15 protein-coding genes are annotated in these 13421 nt (G+C 67.4%); 8 read left to right on the top strand and 7 right to left on the bottom strand.

The genetic code is table 11. The annotated features are described in order from the left end of the window. Window positions 1–4: 4 nt before the first annotated feature. The 5 genes from ccoG to ccoN are packed head-to-tail and all read right to left on the bottom strand — an operon-like array spanning window position 5 to window position 4729. Window positions 5–1474, bottom strand: coding sequence for a cytochrome c oxidase accessory protein CcoG (gene ccoG, locus KQ910_RS04045; protein WP_216957194.1), 1470 nt, complete (start codon window positions 1472–1474; stop codon window positions 5–7). Window positions 1475–1496: 22 nt separating this feature from the next. Continuing rightward, the gene (ccoP, locus tag KQ910_RS04040) at window positions 1497–2357 is read right to left on the bottom strand and encodes a cytochrome-c oxidase, cbb3-type subunit III (protein ID WP_216957193.1); all 861 of its coding nucleotides are present in this window, start codon (window positions 2355–2357) and stop codon (window positions 1497–1499) included. Between the two features lie 10 nt (window positions 2358–2367). Then, window positions 2368–2523, bottom strand: a complete 156-nt coding sequence (locus KQ910_RS04035) for a cbb3-type cytochrome oxidase subunit 3 (protein WP_082751840.1) — start codon at window positions 2521–2523, stop codon at window positions 2368–2370. Between the two features lie 9 nt (window positions 2524–2532). Continuing rightward, window positions 2533–3258, bottom strand: coding sequence for a cytochrome-c oxidase, cbb3-type subunit II (gene ccoO, locus KQ910_RS04030; RefSeq protein WP_216957192.1), 726 nt, complete (start codon window positions 3256–3258; stop codon window positions 2533–2535). Between the two features lie 10 nt (window positions 3259–3268). Next, window positions 3269–4729 (bottom strand): cytochrome-c oxidase, cbb3-type subunit I, encoded by a 1461-nt coding sequence (gene ccoN / locus KQ910_RS04025; protein ID WP_216957191.1) that lies wholly within the window; start codon window positions 4727–4729, stop codon window positions 3269–3271. 122 nt (window positions 4730–4851) lie between these two features. On the opposite strand from ccoN, the gene KQ910_RS04020 reads away from it, so the two are divergent. Both KQ910_RS04020 and KQ910_RS26895 read left to right on the top strand, forming a co-directional pair. Continuing rightward, entirely contained in the window at window positions 4852–5676 is an 825-nt protein-coding gene (locus tag KQ910_RS04020; protein ID WP_216957190.1) for a DUF2189 domain-containing protein, read from the top strand. 97 nt (window positions 5677–5773) lie between these two features. Further along, the gene (locus KQ910_RS26895; RefSeq protein ID WP_255560179.1) at window positions 5774–5908 is read left to right on the top strand and encodes a hypothetical protein; all 135 of its coding nucleotides are present in this window, start codon (window positions 5774–5776) and stop codon (window positions 5906–5908) included. Window positions 5909–6032: 124 nt separating this feature from the next. On the opposite strand, the gene KQ910_RS04015 is transcribed toward KQ910_RS26895, so the two are convergent. Further along, entirely contained in the window at window positions 6033–6830 is a 798-nt protein-coding gene (locus KQ910_RS04015) for a sulfite exporter TauE/SafE family protein (protein ID WP_216957189.1), read from the bottom strand. A 16-nt stretch (window positions 6831–6846) separates the two neighbouring features. On the opposite strand from KQ910_RS04015, the gene KQ910_RS04010 reads away from it, so the two are divergent. The 5 genes from KQ910_RS04010 (at window position 6847) to fixJ (ending at window position 11161) form a co-directional block, all read left to right on the top strand. Next, on the top strand, window positions 6847–7701 hold the full coding sequence (locus tag KQ910_RS04010; RefSeq protein WP_216957188.1) for a universal stress protein: 855 nt from the start codon (window positions 6847–6849) through the stop codon (window positions 7699–7701). Window positions 7702–7712: 11 nt separating this feature from the next. After that, window positions 7713–9071 carry an oxygen-independent coproporphyrinogen III oxidase gene (gene hemN, locus KQ910_RS04005; protein ID WP_216957187.1) on the top strand — a complete coding sequence of 453 codons (1359 nt, stop codon included), beginning with the start codon at window positions 7713–7715 and terminating at the stop codon, window positions 9069–9071. A 12-nt stretch (window positions 9072–9083) separates the two neighbouring features. Further along, window positions 9084–9299, top strand: coding sequence for a hypothetical protein (locus KQ910_RS26640; protein ID WP_229600318.1), 216 nt, complete (start codon window positions 9084–9086; stop codon window positions 9297–9299). A gap of 70 nt (window positions 9300–9369) precedes the next feature. After that, the gene (locus KQ910_RS04000) at window positions 9370–10524 is read left to right on the top strand and encodes a two-component system sensor histidine kinase NtrB (protein WP_439653315.1); all 1155 of its coding nucleotides are present in this window, start codon (window positions 9370–9372) and stop codon (window positions 10522–10524) included. Then, window positions 10517–11161, top strand: coding sequence for a response regulator FixJ (fixJ, locus tag KQ910_RS03995; RefSeq protein ID WP_216957185.1), 645 nt, complete (start codon window positions 10517–10519; stop codon window positions 11159–11161). Before KQ910_RS04000 ends, fixJ begins: the two co-directional genes overlap by 8 nt. A 15-nt stretch (window positions 11162–11176) precedes the next feature. Here the strand turns inward: fixJ and KQ910_RS03990 are convergent, their stop codons facing one another. Further along, window positions 11177–11935, bottom strand: a complete 759-nt coding sequence (locus KQ910_RS03990; RefSeq protein WP_216957184.1) for a YbaY family lipoprotein — start codon at window positions 11933–11935, stop codon at window positions 11177–11179. A gap of 194 nt (window positions 11936–12129) precedes the next feature. On the opposite strand from KQ910_RS03990, the gene KQ910_RS03985 reads away from it, so the two are divergent. After that, the gene (locus tag KQ910_RS03985; RefSeq protein ID WP_216957183.1) at window positions 12130–13404 is read left to right on the top strand and encodes an NRAMP family divalent metal transporter; all 1275 of its coding nucleotides are present in this window, start codon (window positions 12130–12132) and stop codon (window positions 13402–13404) included. The last annotated feature ends 17 nt before the right edge of the window (window positions 13405–13421 follow it).

The following is a 13421-nucleotide window of genomic DNA, read 5'->3' as shown; positions in this document are numbered from 1 at the left end:
CTCCTCAGCGGGCTGGTCCGACGAACACCGCATCGTGCGCGGCGCGCGTGCTGCTTCCGGTCTCGCGTATGTCGAAGGCGATGGGCCGGGTGCCGGCCGGCGCGGCCGAAGCGGGCACCGTGACGAAGACGCGATAGGTGCCGACCGTGTCGGGATGCACGGCGAGTTCGGCTTCGCCGCCCTCGGTGCCGGCGCCGACGACGCCCAGCGTCGCCTGCGGCAGGCCGGACACGGACAGCAGGTAGCGGTGCTCCTGCCGCTGCTTGTTCAGGATCTTCACCGTATAGGCGTTGCGGATGTCGCCGTTGGACAGGCGCACGAAGTTCGGGCTGCGATCGCGCTGGACCGTCAGCTCGGCGGTGGTGCGCAACACGAAGGCCGTGAGGAAAATCGCCGCCACCACGAGGAGCAGGCCGGCATAGAGCACCGTGCGCGGCCGAATGGGGCGCCAGCGCGCCTGCTGTCCGCCCTTGGTCCGTTCCTTGACCTGCTGGTTGGCCAGCGTGTCCCAGCGGATCAGGCCGCGCGGCCGGCCGACCTTGTCCATGGTCTGCGTGCAGGCATCGACGCAGAGCGAGCAGCCGATGCATTCGATCTGCTGGCCGTCGCGGATGTCGATGCCGGTGGGACAGACGGCGACGCACAGGTTGCAGTCGACGCAGTCGCCGCGGCCCTCCCAGCCGTCACCGGCCTTGTGCTTGCCGCGCTTCTCGCCGCGCCACTTCTGGTAGGTGACGATCAGGCTCTGCTCGTCGAGCATGGCGGCCTGGAAGCGCGGCCACGGGCACATGTAGGTGCAGACCTGCTCGCGGGCCCAGCCTGCCAGGACATATGTCGTCGCCGTCAGGAGTCCGACGAAGACGTAGACCTCGGCGGAGGCTTCGCCCCGGAAGATCTTCACCAGGGTGGTCGGCGCATCGACGTAGTAGAAGACCCAGGCGCCGCCGGTCGCCGCCGCGATGACGAGCCACGCCGCATGCTTCAGCGTCTTGCGCGCCGCCTTCGCAACGGACATCGGCTGGCGGTCCATCCGCATGCGTTCGTTGCGGTCGCCCTCGATCAGCCGCTCGACCCACATGAAGAGATCGGTCCACACGGTCTGCGGACAGGTGAAGCCGCACCACACGCGCCCGAACAGCGAGGTGGCGAGGAACAGGCCGAAGGCGGCCAGGATCAGTAGGCCGGTGACGAAGTAGACTTCCTGCGGCCAGATCACCGTGTCGAAGAACCAGCCGCGCCTTCCGTCGAGATCGATCAGGATGGCCTGGCTGGGCGCATCCGGGCCGCGATCCCAGCGGATCCACGGCACGAGATAATAGATGCCCAGAAGCAGGACGAGGACGCCCCACTTGATGCGCCGCCACTGCCCGGCGATGGCGCGCGGGTAGACCTTGATGCGCGTGACGTAGAGCGGCAACGCTTCCTTCTGCGTGCGCAGGGAAACCGCTTCGTCGTCGTGGACGCGATTGTCCATGGTACGCCTGCCCGCATCGCGCCTAGCGGCCGCCGCCCAACGCGTGGACGTAGATGGCCAGCATCTTCATGGTCGCCTCGTCGAGGCGGCCGCTCCATGCCGGCATGCTGCCGTTGCGCGCGTAGAAGATGGACCGGTAGACCGAGTCGCGGTCGCCACCATAGAGCCACAACCCGTCGGCGAGATTGGGGGCACCCAGCTCCTGGTTGCCCTTGCCCTCGGCGCCGTGGCACGCGACGCACTGCTCCTGGTAGATCTTCGCGCCTTCCGGCGTGGCCTTCGCCTTGCCCGAGAGGCTGAGGACATAGTCGGTGACGGCGGCCACCTGGGCGCCGGTCAGCAGGCCGTCGACGCCGAAGCGCGGCATCATCGACTGGCGCGACTTGTCGTCGGCGTTGCGGATGCCATGCCGGATGGTGGTGTAGATCTGGTCGAGGCTGCCGCCCCAGATCCAGTCGTCGTCGACCAGGTTGGGGAAGCCCGGGCTGCCGGCGCCGCCCGCGCCGTGGCACTGCATGCAGTTGGTCTGGAAGGCCGAGCGGCCGCCGGCCATCGCGAAGTTGAGCAGCTCCGGCTCCTTGGCGATCTGGGCGAGCGGCGTTGCACGGATGCGGTCGACATAGACCGCGCGCGACTTGGCCTGGGCCTCGAGCGCCTGGGTCAGCTCGACCCGGCTCGAATAGCCCAGAGAGCCCTCGGTATGTCCGTTCAGCCACGGCCAGGACGGGTAGAGGAAGCAGTAGACGGCCGCGAAGACGATGGTGGCGTAGAAGGTATAGACCCACCAGGTCGGCAGCGGCGTGTTCAGCTCCTTGACGCCATCCCATTCATGGCCGGTCGTGTCGCGGCCCGACAGTGTGTCCTTCTCGATCTTGGTCGGCATGACGGGTCCTTCAGCGGTCGTCGTCTTTGAGGGGAATCTGCGCATCCTTCTCGAAGCGCTTCTTGTTGCGCGGCCGCCAGGCCCAGAAGGCGATGCCGGCGAAGACGATCAGCGCCCATACGGTCCACAGCGAGCCCAGGAACTCACCCAGCGATTGCAGGGTCATGGCCGCCTCCTACTGCCGCAGCCGCTCGGGCGGCAGGTCGCCGAAGCTGACCAGCGTGCCGAGCATCTGCAGGTACGACACCAGCGCATCCATCTCGGTGATGGAAGTCGTGTTGCCGTTGAACTTGCCGACGACGACGCGCGGATAGCGCTTCTCGAGGGCCGTCGGATCGAGGTCGGGATTGACCTGTGCTTCCAGGTCCGCCTTGGCGTTGGCGATCATCTCGTCGGTGTAGGGCGTTCCGACCGCGCGCAGCGTCTTCAGGTGCTGGGCGATGTCGCTGTAGTCGAGCGGCTTGTCGGCCAGGAACGGGTAGGCCGGCATGATACTCTCCGGCACCACGGCGCGCGGCGAGGCGAGATGCGCCACGTGCCAGTCGTTGGAGTAGCGGCCGCCGACGCGCGCGAGGTCCGGGCCGGTGCGCTTGGAGCCCCACTGGAACGGCTTGTCGTACATGCTCTCGGCGGCGAGGCTGTAGTGACCGTAGCGCTCGACCTCGTCCTTGAAGGGCCGGATCTGCTGGCTGTGGCAGAGGTAGCAGCCTTCGCGGATGTAGATGTTGCGCCCGAGCAGCTCGAGCGGCGTGTAGGGTCGCACGCCATCGACACGCTCGATCGTCGTCTCAATGGTGAACAGCGGGATGATCTGGACCAGGCCGCCGATCGATACGGTGATCAGCGTCAGGACGAGCATCAGAATGGCGTTCTTCTCGATCCATTCGTGACGGATGAACATCGCGCGTCTCCTAGGCTGCGAGGGCAGGGCGGGGACGGGCGGCGAGCGTTGCCTCGCCACGGATCGTGCGCCACATGTTGTAGGCCATCAACAGCCCACCGGTGAGGAAGAAGATCCCGCCCAGCAGCCGGATGGCATAGAAGGGCTGCATGGCCGCGACCGTCTCGACGAACGAGTACTGGAGGAAGCCGAGCTCATCGTAGGCACGCCACATCAAACCCTGCATGATGCCGCTCACCCACATCGCCGTGATGTAGAGGACGATGCCGATGGTCGAGATCCAGTAGTGCCAGCCCATCAGGCGCGTCGACCACATGCCCGTCCGGTTCCACAGCTTCGGCACCATGTAGTAGAGCGTGCCGAACACGATGAAGGCGACCCAGCCCAGCGCGCCGGAATGGACATGGCCGATCGTCCAGTCGGTGTAGTGACTGAGCGAATTGACGGCCTTGATCGACATGACCGGGCCCTCGAACGTCGACATGCCGTAGAAGCCGACGGCGGTGACGGAGAAGCGCAGGCCGGGATCGGTGCGCAGCTTGTCCCAGGCGCCCGACAGCGTCATCAGGCCGTTGATCATGCCGCCCCAGCTTGGCATCCACAGCATCACCGAGAAGACCATGCCGAGCGTCTGCGCCCAGTCGGGGAGCGACGTGTAGTGCAGGTGATGCGGGCCGGCCCAGATGTACATGAACACCAGGGACCAGAAGTGCACGATGGACAGGCGGTAGGAATAGACCGGCCGGTTCGCCGCCTTCGGGATGTAATAGTACATCATGCCGAGGAAGGCCGCGGTCAGGAAGAAACCGACCGCGTTGTGGCCGTACCACCACTGGATCATCGCATCCTGCACGCCCGACCAGGCACCGTAGCTCTTGGTCCCGGTGATCGACACCGGCAGCGCGAGGTTGTTCACGATGTGCAGCATCGCGATGGTGACGATGAAGGCGAGGTAGAACCAGTTGGCCACGTAGATGTGCGGCTCCTCGCGCTTCAGCACGGTGCCGAGATAGGCCAGCAGGTAGGCGACCCAGACGATCGTCAACCACAGGTCGACGAACCATTCGGGCTCGGCGTACTCCTTGCTCTGCGTGATGCCGAGCAGGTAGCCGGTGGCGGCCATGACGATGAAGAACTGGTAGCCGAGCAGGATGAACCAGGCGAGCGGCTCGCCGCCGAAAAGGCGGGCGCGGCAGGTGCGCTGCACGACGTGGAAGGCGGTGCCGATCAGCGCGGTGCCGCCGAAGGCGAAGATCGCCGCCGACGTGTGCAGCGGCCGCAGGCGCCCGAAGGTGAGGTAGGGGCTGTCGAAGCTGAGCTGCGGCCAGACGAGCTGGGCGGCGATGATGACGCCGACAAGGAAGGCCGCAACCCCCCAGAACATCGTCAATACGACGGCGGCCCGGATCGGATCCTCGACATAGTGCGGCGTTGCTCGCGCACCGGCTGACAGCACGGCTGGACTCGACATGATCTCTCCCGCTTTGACGCGGGGAGACTAGGGAGGTGGCCCGCAATCTCCCTTGATGTGGGTCAAGGCTTCGCGCCGCCAGCCGGTATGAAGTGTCGCATCATGTCCGGGAAAAACTCACCATGAGCGAACCTGTTGCAGTGTTTCCGGGCCCGTCGCCGCAGATCCGGCGCGTGCCCATAGACCGGCCCTGGGTGTGGCTGGCCGCGGGCTGGAAAGATCTCTGGGCGGCGCCGGCGAGCGGCCTCGCGTGGGGCGCTGGGGCGGTCGCGGCGGGCTGGGCCTCCATCGCGCTGCTGCTGTGGTTCGAGCAGCCCTGGCTGGTCCTGCCGCTCAGTGCCGGCTTCTTCTTCGTGGGACCGTTCATGGCGGTCGGCCTGTACGAAACCAGCCGCCGGCTCGGCGCGGGTCTGCCGGTGGACGGCGCCGCGACGCTGGCCGCCTGGCGGCGCAATACCGACCAGATCGCGCTGATGGGGGTCGTGCTGCTGCTGCTGCATCTCGCGTGGATGCGCGCCGCGCAACTCCTGTTCGCCCTTTTCCAGGGACAGGGCGTGCCGTCGTGGGACCGTTTCACCGACGTCCTCTGGCATTCCGCCCGCAGCCTTCCTTTCCTGGCGGCCGGCGTGGTGATCGGCGCGGCCCTTGCGGCGCTCGCCTTCGTCATCGGTGCTTTTTCGATTCCGCTACTGCTCGACCGCCGCCATTCGAACGTGTTCGAGGCGATCGCCACCTCGGTTGCCGCGGTGCGCCTCAACCCGCGTCCGATGCTGTTGTGGGCGGGCCTGATCGTCCTGCTGGTCGCCATGGCCATGGTGCCGGGGCTGCTCGGCCTGGTCGTCGTGCTGCCGGTGGTGGCGCACGCCACCTGGCACGCCTATCGCGATGTGGTGGTCTTCGAGCCGGCTCCAACCTCCGGTGAAGCCACCGCCGCTGCCTCTCCGTAATTCTCCGTAGTCGAATCCCGGAATTTTCTGCCGGCGGGACAGGTCGTATCGATGCTTGCGGACTTGGCGGATGTGAGGCCGGGTCGAGAGAGGGGACATGAGCAGATATTCGAAGCCAATGACTCCGCAGGAGTTCGTCCAGGACGTGAGCGGAATCGGTCTGTGGCTGTACGCCTCCATTCTGCTCGTGCTCGCGATCGCCGCAGCCCTCGAGGCGCTCGTTACGGTGTAAGGTCGCCTGCCGAAGCATGGGCGAAGGTGGCTCAATTCGGGTGCAATTCCCGCTGCACGATCCGAGACGCGCATCGAAGCAGTACGGCAGGGCGCTCGTAGTCGCCGCCTGAGTCGATCGCCGGCTACAGCCGCTGGCTCGCCAGGGCAAGCATGACCAAGGCGTTGCCCACCAGCAGCGGAGCGCTCACCCATGTCGCGGCCGCGCGTATGCGGCGCCGCATGATCAGTCCGCCCCAGCCGACGGCCACGAGCGCGGGCACGGTGCCCAGGGCAAAACCCGTCATCGCCAGGGCGCCTTCCGTCACCGAGCCGGTGCCAGCCGCGGCCGCAAGCGCGGCGTAGAGCAGGCCGCAGGGCAGGAAGCCCAGCAGGACGCCGAGCCCGTACCGCCCGGCCGGGTGGCGGGAACGCGACAGCGGAGAGGCGAGCCGCGACAGGGTGGAACTCCAGGGAGTCGTCGTACCCCCGATCGCCAGGCCGGCCGCCTGCGCGATCAGCAACAGCGCCGCGACCGCGAGCAGGAGCGAGGAGGCCCAGGCGAAGCCGGTGGTGGCGGCGAAGAGCGCGGTGGCGCTGCCGGCAATGGCGCCCAGCGCCGTGTAGGTCGTGGCTCGTCCCAGATGATAGGGCACCAGCGCCGCGCCCGAGGCGCGGCGCCACTCCCCGTACCCGGACAGGGGCGTGGCGTCCGTGGCGGCCATCACCTGGCCCAGCACGAAGGGGCCGCACATGCCGGCGCAATGCAGCGCACCGCCCGCGAGGCCGGCCAGGAACAAGGCCAGCGGCAGGGACGCCGCGAACGCTGAAGGATGCAGGCCTTCGCCACAGAGGGCGATGAGGCGCGAGACGATTTCCATGTCCTGATTGGACACTTTCGGTGGCTCCAGCGTCTTGACCTGCATCAAGGCGGGCGGGGGCATGGGGCAGCAGATTTCGATGCCTGCCAAGGAGCTGCCGATGACCTACAAGACGATCCTGGTCCATTGTGACGCCGGCCCGAAGGTCGCCCAGCGACTCGTTGTGGCCGCGGACCTCGCGGAGCGGGACGCCGCGCATCTGGTGGGCCTGCATGCAAGTCCGCCGCTGGAGGCCCCGGTCTTCTTCGAGGGCATGCCCATGGACAGTCTCTTCGCCAGCTATGAAGCCGGCGCCAAGGCCGACGAGGGCGCCGCGCGCAAGGCATTCGACAAGGCGCTCAAGGGGCGGCACCTCTCCTCCGAATGGCGCGTGACGGAGGGCTTCATCGACACCGAGCTCGCCGTGCAGGCGCGCTACGCCGATCTCCTCGTGGTCGGCCAGACCGATCCAGAGGCGCAGACGCCCACGCCGTCGGACCTGCCGGAATCCGTGGTTCTTTCGACCGGCCGTCCGTGCCTCGTCGTGCCGCATGTGGGCGTCCGCAAGCCGCCCGGCCAGAACGTACTTCTGTGCTGGAACGCGACCCGCGAAAGCGCACGGGCCGCGGCCGACGCGCTGCCGTTCCTGCGTGCCGCCCGCAAGGTGACGGTGCTCGTCGTCGACCCGCGCACTTCACCCAACGGGCATGGCGCCGAGCCGGGCGCCGACGCCGCGCATTGGCTGGCGCGTCATGGCGTGAAGGTGACGGTGCAGCGCGACGTCGCGGCAGACACGGATGTCGGCGGGGTCATCCTGTCGCGCGCCGCCGATCTCGACGTCGACCTGATCGTGATGGGCATCTACGGACACAGCCGGGTGCGCGAGATGGTGTTGGGTGGCGCCAGCCGCACGCTGCTCGCCAGCATGACGGTTCCGGTCTTCATTTCGCATTGAGGCGGGCGATCGTGGACGGCACCAACCTCACGCGGCGGAGCCTGGCGGCGTACGACCGGCCCGTTCCGCGATACACCAGCTATCCGACCGCCGCACAATTCCATGCGGCAGTGGGGCCGTCGGATCATCGCGCCTGGCTCGCGGCCCTGCCCGATGACCGCGCCACGGTCTACCTGCATGTGCCGTTCTGCAAGCAGCTCTGCTGGTATTGCGCCTGCAACACGTCGGCGATGAGCCGGACGCAGCCGCTCGACGACTATGCGCAGGCGCTGATGCGTGAGATCGACCTGGTTGCCGATGCCGTTCCGCATCTGCTGGTGGGCACGATCCAGTGGGGCGGCGGCACGCCCTCGCAGCTCGGCGCCGTGCGCCTGGCCCAGGTCTCGCGGCATCTGGCGGGGCGGTTCGACCGGGCCAGCAGCGCCGAAACGTCGGTCGAGGTCGACCCGCGATTCTGCGACGAGGCCTTCGTTGCGGCAATGGTCGATGCCGGCGTCACGCGGGTGAGCGTCGGCGTGCAGGACTTCGACATCGACGTGCAGTCGGCCATCAACCGGCTTCAGTCGGTCGAGGTCACGGGCGCGGCCATCGGGCGGTTCCGGGACTCCGGCGTGCGGCACGTGAACATCGATCTCGTCTATGGACTGCCGCGCCAGACGCTGGACTCGCTGTCGCGCACGCTCGATGTCGCCCTCGCGATCCGTCCCGAACGCTTTGCGGTGTTCGGCTACGCGCACGTGCCCTGGATGAAGACGCGGCAGCAGCTCATCGACGTGTCGACCCTTCCCGGTTTGCCGGAGCGCGCCGCGATGGCCGATCTTGTCGCCGAGCGGCTCGTCGCGGCCGGCTACAATCGGATCGGTCTCGATCATTTCGCCCTGCCGGCGGATCCGTTGGCGACGGCGGCGGGCCGCGGCCAGCTGCGTCGCAGCTTTCAGGGTTATGTCGCCGAGGCGTTGCCCTCGGTCGTCGGCCTCGGCGCCTCGGCGATCTCGAGCCTGCCCCAGGGATTCGTCCAGAACGCATCCGATACCAAACGGTACCAGTCCGCCATCGCGGCGGGCCTGCTTGCGACCGAGCGGGGCGTGGCGACCCATGCCGCGGACCGGCTGCGTGCCGAGATCATCGACCGCTTGATGTGCAACTTCTCTGCGGACCTGGGCGAGATCTGCCGCCGACACGAGTTCGCGGTTGGACCCTTCCTGGCCGGCATAGCGGAACTGCCGGCGCTGATCGATGACGGCCTCGTGCGCCTCGACGGCGATCGGCTGCATGTCACCGATCGCGGGCAGCCGCTGGTGCGGTTCGTGTGTGCCGCCTTCGACCAATACCTTGCCCAAGGCAAGGGACGCCATTCCAGCGGGATCTGACGGAGTCATTCGATGAGCACCTATCTTCTCGTTCAGCGCCATGTCGAGGCCGCACTCGCCGAGGCGGCGGCCAAGGGTATCGACGGCGATGTCGTGGCCCGTTCCCTGCTGTCCGAGGCGATCCGGATCTTCCGGCTCAACCGCTCGGCCGGGGATATCGCCGCAGAGCTCGGCGCGGCGATCGACAATCTCGACGAGGATGCGCCGCTCGCCTTCATCCGGCCCTGAGTTTCGTCCCGCCCCTCGGGCGTGCTATCGTCGGCGACAAGCGCCGCCGATCGATGCAGAAGCCATTTCCATGAGCGAAACGACATTAGCCTTGGCGCTGGAGGCGGCCGAGGCACGGCTGCGCTCGGTCCTGCAGACCGTGCCGGACGCCATGCTGATCATCGACGAGAAGGGACTGATCGAGTCGCTGAGCACGACGGCCGAACGGCTGTTCGGCTACGATCATGCCGAGGTCGTGGGCTGCAACGTCAGCATTCTCATGCCGTCTCCCGATCGGGAGCGCCACGACGCCTATATCGAGCGTTATCTGGCGACTGGCGAGAAGCGCATCATCGGCATCGGTCGCATCGTCGTCGGACAGCGCAAGGACGGCTCGACCTTTCCGATGCACCTGACCGTGGGCGAGTTGCGCACCGGCGACCGTCATCATTTCACGGGCTTCATCCGCGACCTCACCGACCAGCAGATGACGGAGTCGCGGCTGAAGGAGCTGCAGTCGGAAGTGACGCACATGTCGCGCTTCACGGCGCTGGGCGAAATGGCGTCGACGCTTGCCCATGAGATCAACCAGCCTCTCACGGCCATCAGCAACTACCTCAAGGGTTCGCAGCGCATTCTGCAGCGGCTCGACGGCGAGGAGGTCGCGGTGCTGCGCGACGCGATCGGCAAGGCCGCGGATCAGGCGCTGCGGGCCGGCCAGATCATCCGGCGCCTGCGCGAGTTCGTATCGCGCGGCGACAGCGAGCGCACGAACGAGAACCTGCCCAAGCTGATCGAGGACGCCAGCACGCTTGCCCTGGTGGGTGCGCGCGAAGGGGGCATCGAAACCGTGTTCCGGCTCGATCCGAACGCCACGCAGGTCTTTGCCGATCGCATCCAGATCCAGCAGGTGCTGGTCAATCTGATCCGCAATGCCATCGAGGCGATGGCCGAGACCACGCCGCCGCGCCGGCTCGAGATCGCAACCGTCCTGAGGGAGGGCGGCTTCGTCGAGGTCTCGGTCGCCGATTCGGGCCCCGGCCTCGCTCCCGAGGTGGCGCGCAACCTCTTCCAGCCGTTCGTCACGACCAAGCGCAAGGGAATGGGACTCGGGCTCTCGATCTGTCGCACGATCGTCGAGGCGCATGCCGGCCGGATATCGGTCGCCGGACGGGAAGGCGGGGGCACCGCCTTTCGCTTCACCTTGCCGTCGATCGCCGGACGCGGGGAGGGCGACGATGTCTAGCCAGGTGGTCCATGTCATCGACGACGATGTCGACGTCCGCCAGTCGCTGGCCTTCCTGCTCAGCACGGCGGGACTGGCCGTGCGCGTCCACGATTCGGCGACCACGTTCCTGCAGCTCCTGCAGGACATCCAGGACGGATGCGTCGTCACCGACATCCGCATGCCGGGAATGGACGGGCTGCAGCTCCAGAAGCGGCTCGCCGAACTGCGCCCCCGTCTGCCGGTGATCGTCATGACCGGCCATGGCGACGTGCCGCTGGCCGTGCAGGCCATGAAGGCCGGTGCCGTCGACTTCATCGAGAAGCCCTTCGACGACGAGGTCCTGCTTGCCGCGATCCGTTCCGCGCTGGCGCGTCATGCCCGCGACAGCGAGCACGAGTCCCGTGTCTCGGCCATCGGCGCGCGCCTCGCCCTCCTGTCGGAGCGCGAGCGCGACGTGCTGAAGGGCCTGGTCGACGGCAAGCCCAACAAGGTGATCGCCTACGATCTCGGTATCAGCGCCCGGACCGTCGAAGTCTACCGCGCCAACGTCATGACCAAGATGCAGGCCGACAGCCTGTCGGCGCTGGTGCGGATGGTGCTGGCGACCGCGCCGCCCGACAAGACATCCGATCCGGGCAGCGCTTCGTCCCCCTGATCGCGGCTGCGTGGCTCAGCGTCGGCCGTCGCCGACCGGCAGAAGGGTCAGCTCGATGAACCGTGTCAGCTCGCCCGGGGCGAGTTTGCGCGGTTCGACGAGTTCGAAGAGGGTCTGGCGCGCGAGCACGACGCGGGCGGCCAGGGCGAGGGGCCGGCCTTCCAGGGACATGCCGGCCGGTAGGCGCAGCGAGAAGCCCATCGGCAGATGCCAGCCGCTTCGTATGACCTGTTCGGTCAGGATCGCCGGCGGATCCTGCGAGGTGTCGAGTAACTGAAGCTGCAGCTCGATGCCTCTTTGCAGCGGTTCCTTCAAGGGATAGGTCGCGGACCCGTTGATCACGATCGCCGGCGGCAGGCGGTCGCCGAGGTCTCGCAGCAACGCGCTCGCGTGAAACATCGTCGCCTGACCCTGGGCGTTCAGGACGCAGGTGAAGCGAAAGAGGAACGATGTGCCGTCGCGCCTTTTCGCCCAGCCATTGCTCGTGATCGTCGTCAGGATGGCCTGCGCGTCCGCATCTTCTGTCTTGTCGATGGTCATCCAGGGACGACCGTCGAGGGCGAGCGTCATGAAGGCCGGATCGCCCTGTCGTACGTTACCGCCGGCCTTGCCGGCGCACCGCGAAAGCAGGTGGACCGGCGCGTTGTCCGCAGGCTCGGCACGGACATCCAGCGACAGGGCCAGCGCGAAAAGCACGACGATGGCTTGTGCGACGCGGACGCATAGCGTCCGCCCCAGTCGCACGAGAGCCGGTGGCTCGGGCTGATGCATCATCTCCTGATCCTCCGGTCTCGAAACGCGGGGCTGCACCCCTCGTGGCTCGGCGCAGAGATACGGTAGAGACGGCGAGGCCGGTCCCCATGATCCAGATCAACGACGGTCCGCTTTCGGGGTGGGACACAAGCGCCCGCCGAATGTCACGCTTCCGAAGCGAGCAGGGGCGTCCCTTATCAGACGGAAAGCCCGACATGCCGCGCGCTTCATCGACGGATCGACCCGCGCCGCGGCCGGCAGGCCGGATCGGACCCGGTATCGTGACCGGCGCCGCCGACGACGATCCGAGCGGTATCGCGACCTACTCGCAGGCCGGGGCCCAGGCCGGGTTCGGCCTGCTCTGGACGGTCGTCCTCACCTGGCCCCTGATGGTGGCGGTCCAGTCGGTCAGCGCCCGTATTGGCCGGGTCACCGGGCGGGGACTCGCGGCCAATCTGTGCCGGGTGTTTCCACGCCCGCTCGTGTTGCTGGCGGTCGCCCTGCTGTTCGTGGCCAACACCGTCAACATCGGCGCGGACCTGTCGGCGATGGGCGCTGCCGTGAACATGCTCCTGCCGTGGGACCGGCATGGCTACACGCTGGGCTTTGCCGCCGTCTCGCTGCTGGCGATCGTGTTCGTCCCCTACAGCCGCTATGTCGGCTTCCTGAAATGGCTGACCTTCTCGCTGCTGGCCTATGCCGGAATCGTGTTCACGGTTCGGCTCGACTGGGCCGCAGTGGCGACCGGTTCCCTGGTGCCGGCCTTTGATCTCGACGGCCGGACGCTGATGCTGGTCGTGGCGGTGCTGGGCACGACGATCGCACCGTACCTGTTCTTCTGGCAGACATCGCAGGAAGTCGAGGACGAGGAAGCCGACCCCGGAGCGGCGCCCCTGATCGTATCTTCCGATCACGCCGGGCGTGAAATCGCCCGCATCAACCGCGAGACCGCCGTCGGCATGGCGGTGTCGAACCTCGTCGCCTTCTTCATCATGTTGACGACCGCCGCGACCCTCCATGCGGCCGGCATCACGGATATCCAGAGCACTGAGCAGGCCGCGGCGGCGCTGCGGCCGATTGCCGGCGAGGCAACGTTCCTGCTGTTCAGCCTGGGCATCGTCGGGACGGGGATGCTGGCGGTGCCGGTGCTGGCCGGATCGGCTGCCTACGCTTTCGGCGAGGTGCTCGGCTGGACCACGGGGCTCGAAAACCGTCCGCGCGATGCGCTCCCATTCTACGCAATCATTGCCGCGGCGATCGGGATCGGCCTCGCGGTCGACTATCTCGCCCTCGATCCCATCAAGGCGCTGGTCTGGTCGGCGGTGTTGAACGGCGTGATCGTGGTCCCGTTCATCGCCGCCATCATGGTCGTCGCGTCGAGACGCGACATCATGGGAGCGTTCGTTGCGAGCTGGTGGCAGCGCGTGCTCGGATGGTTCACCTTCGCGGTGATGGGTGCCGCCTCGGTGGCCATGTTCGTCCTGATGTAGGCGGGCCGCGGCCCCTG

The organism is Reyranella humidisoli (assembly GCF_019039055.1).
Taxonomy (GTDB): Bacteria; Pseudomonadota; Alphaproteobacteria; order Reyranellales; family Reyranellaceae; genus Reyranella; species Reyranella humidisoli.
This window is presented reverse-complemented; position numbering and strand designations above follow the sequence as displayed.

Excerpts from the sequence above, each read along its gene's own strand:
- ccoG (WP_216957194.1), bottom strand. The coding sequence starts at position 1,474 with ATGGACAATCGCGTCCACGACGACGAAGCGGTTTCCCTGCGCACGCAG.
- ccoP (WP_216957193.1), bottom strand. The coding sequence starts at position 2,357 with ATGCCGACCAAGATCGAGAAGGACACACTGTCGGGCCGCGACACGACC.
- KQ910_RS04035 (WP_082751840.1), bottom strand. The coding sequence starts at position 2,523 with ATGACCCTGCAATCGCTGGGTGAGTTCCTGGGCTCGCTGTGGACCGTA.
- ccoO (WP_216957192.1), bottom strand. The coding sequence starts at position 3,258 with ATGTTCATCCGTCACGAATGGATCGAGAAGAACGCCATTCTGATGCTC.
- ccoN (WP_216957191.1), bottom strand. The coding sequence starts at position 4,729 with ATGTCGAGTCCAGCCGTGCTGTCAGCCGGTGCGCGAGCAACGCCGCAC.
- KQ910_RS04020 (WP_216957190.1), top strand. The coding sequence starts at position 4,852 with ATGAGCGAACCTGTTGCAGTGTTTCCGGGCCCGTCGCCGCAGATCCGG.
- KQ910_RS26895 (WP_255560179.1), top strand. The coding sequence starts at position 5,774 with ATGAGCAGATATTCGAAGCCAATGACTCCGCAGGAGTTCGTCCAGGAC.
- KQ910_RS04015 (WP_216957189.1), bottom strand. The coding sequence starts at position 6,830 with ATGCCCCCGCCCGCCTTGATGCAGGTCAAGACGCTGGAGCCACCGAAA.
- KQ910_RS04010 (WP_216957188.1), top strand. The coding sequence starts at position 6,847 with ATGCCTGCCAAGGAGCTGCCGATGACCTACAAGACGATCCTGGTCCAT.
- KQ910_RS26640 (WP_229600318.1), top strand. The coding sequence starts at position 9,084 with ATGAGCACCTATCTTCTCGTTCAGCGCCATGTCGAGGCCGCACTCGCC.
- KQ910_RS04000 (WP_439653315.1), top strand. The coding sequence starts at position 9,370 with ATGAGCGAAACGACATTAGCCTTGGCGCTGGAGGCGGCCGAGGCACGG.
- fixJ (WP_216957185.1), top strand. The coding sequence starts at position 10,517 with ATGTCTAGCCAGGTGGTCCATGTCATCGACGACGATGTCGACGTCCGC.
- KQ910_RS03990 (WP_216957184.1), bottom strand. The coding sequence starts at position 11,935 with ATGATGCATCAGCCCGAGCCACCGGCTCTCGTGCGACTGGGGCGGACG.
- KQ910_RS03985 (WP_216957183.1), top strand. The coding sequence starts at position 12,130 with ATGCCGCGCGCTTCATCGACGGATCGACCCGCGCCGCGGCCGGCAGGC.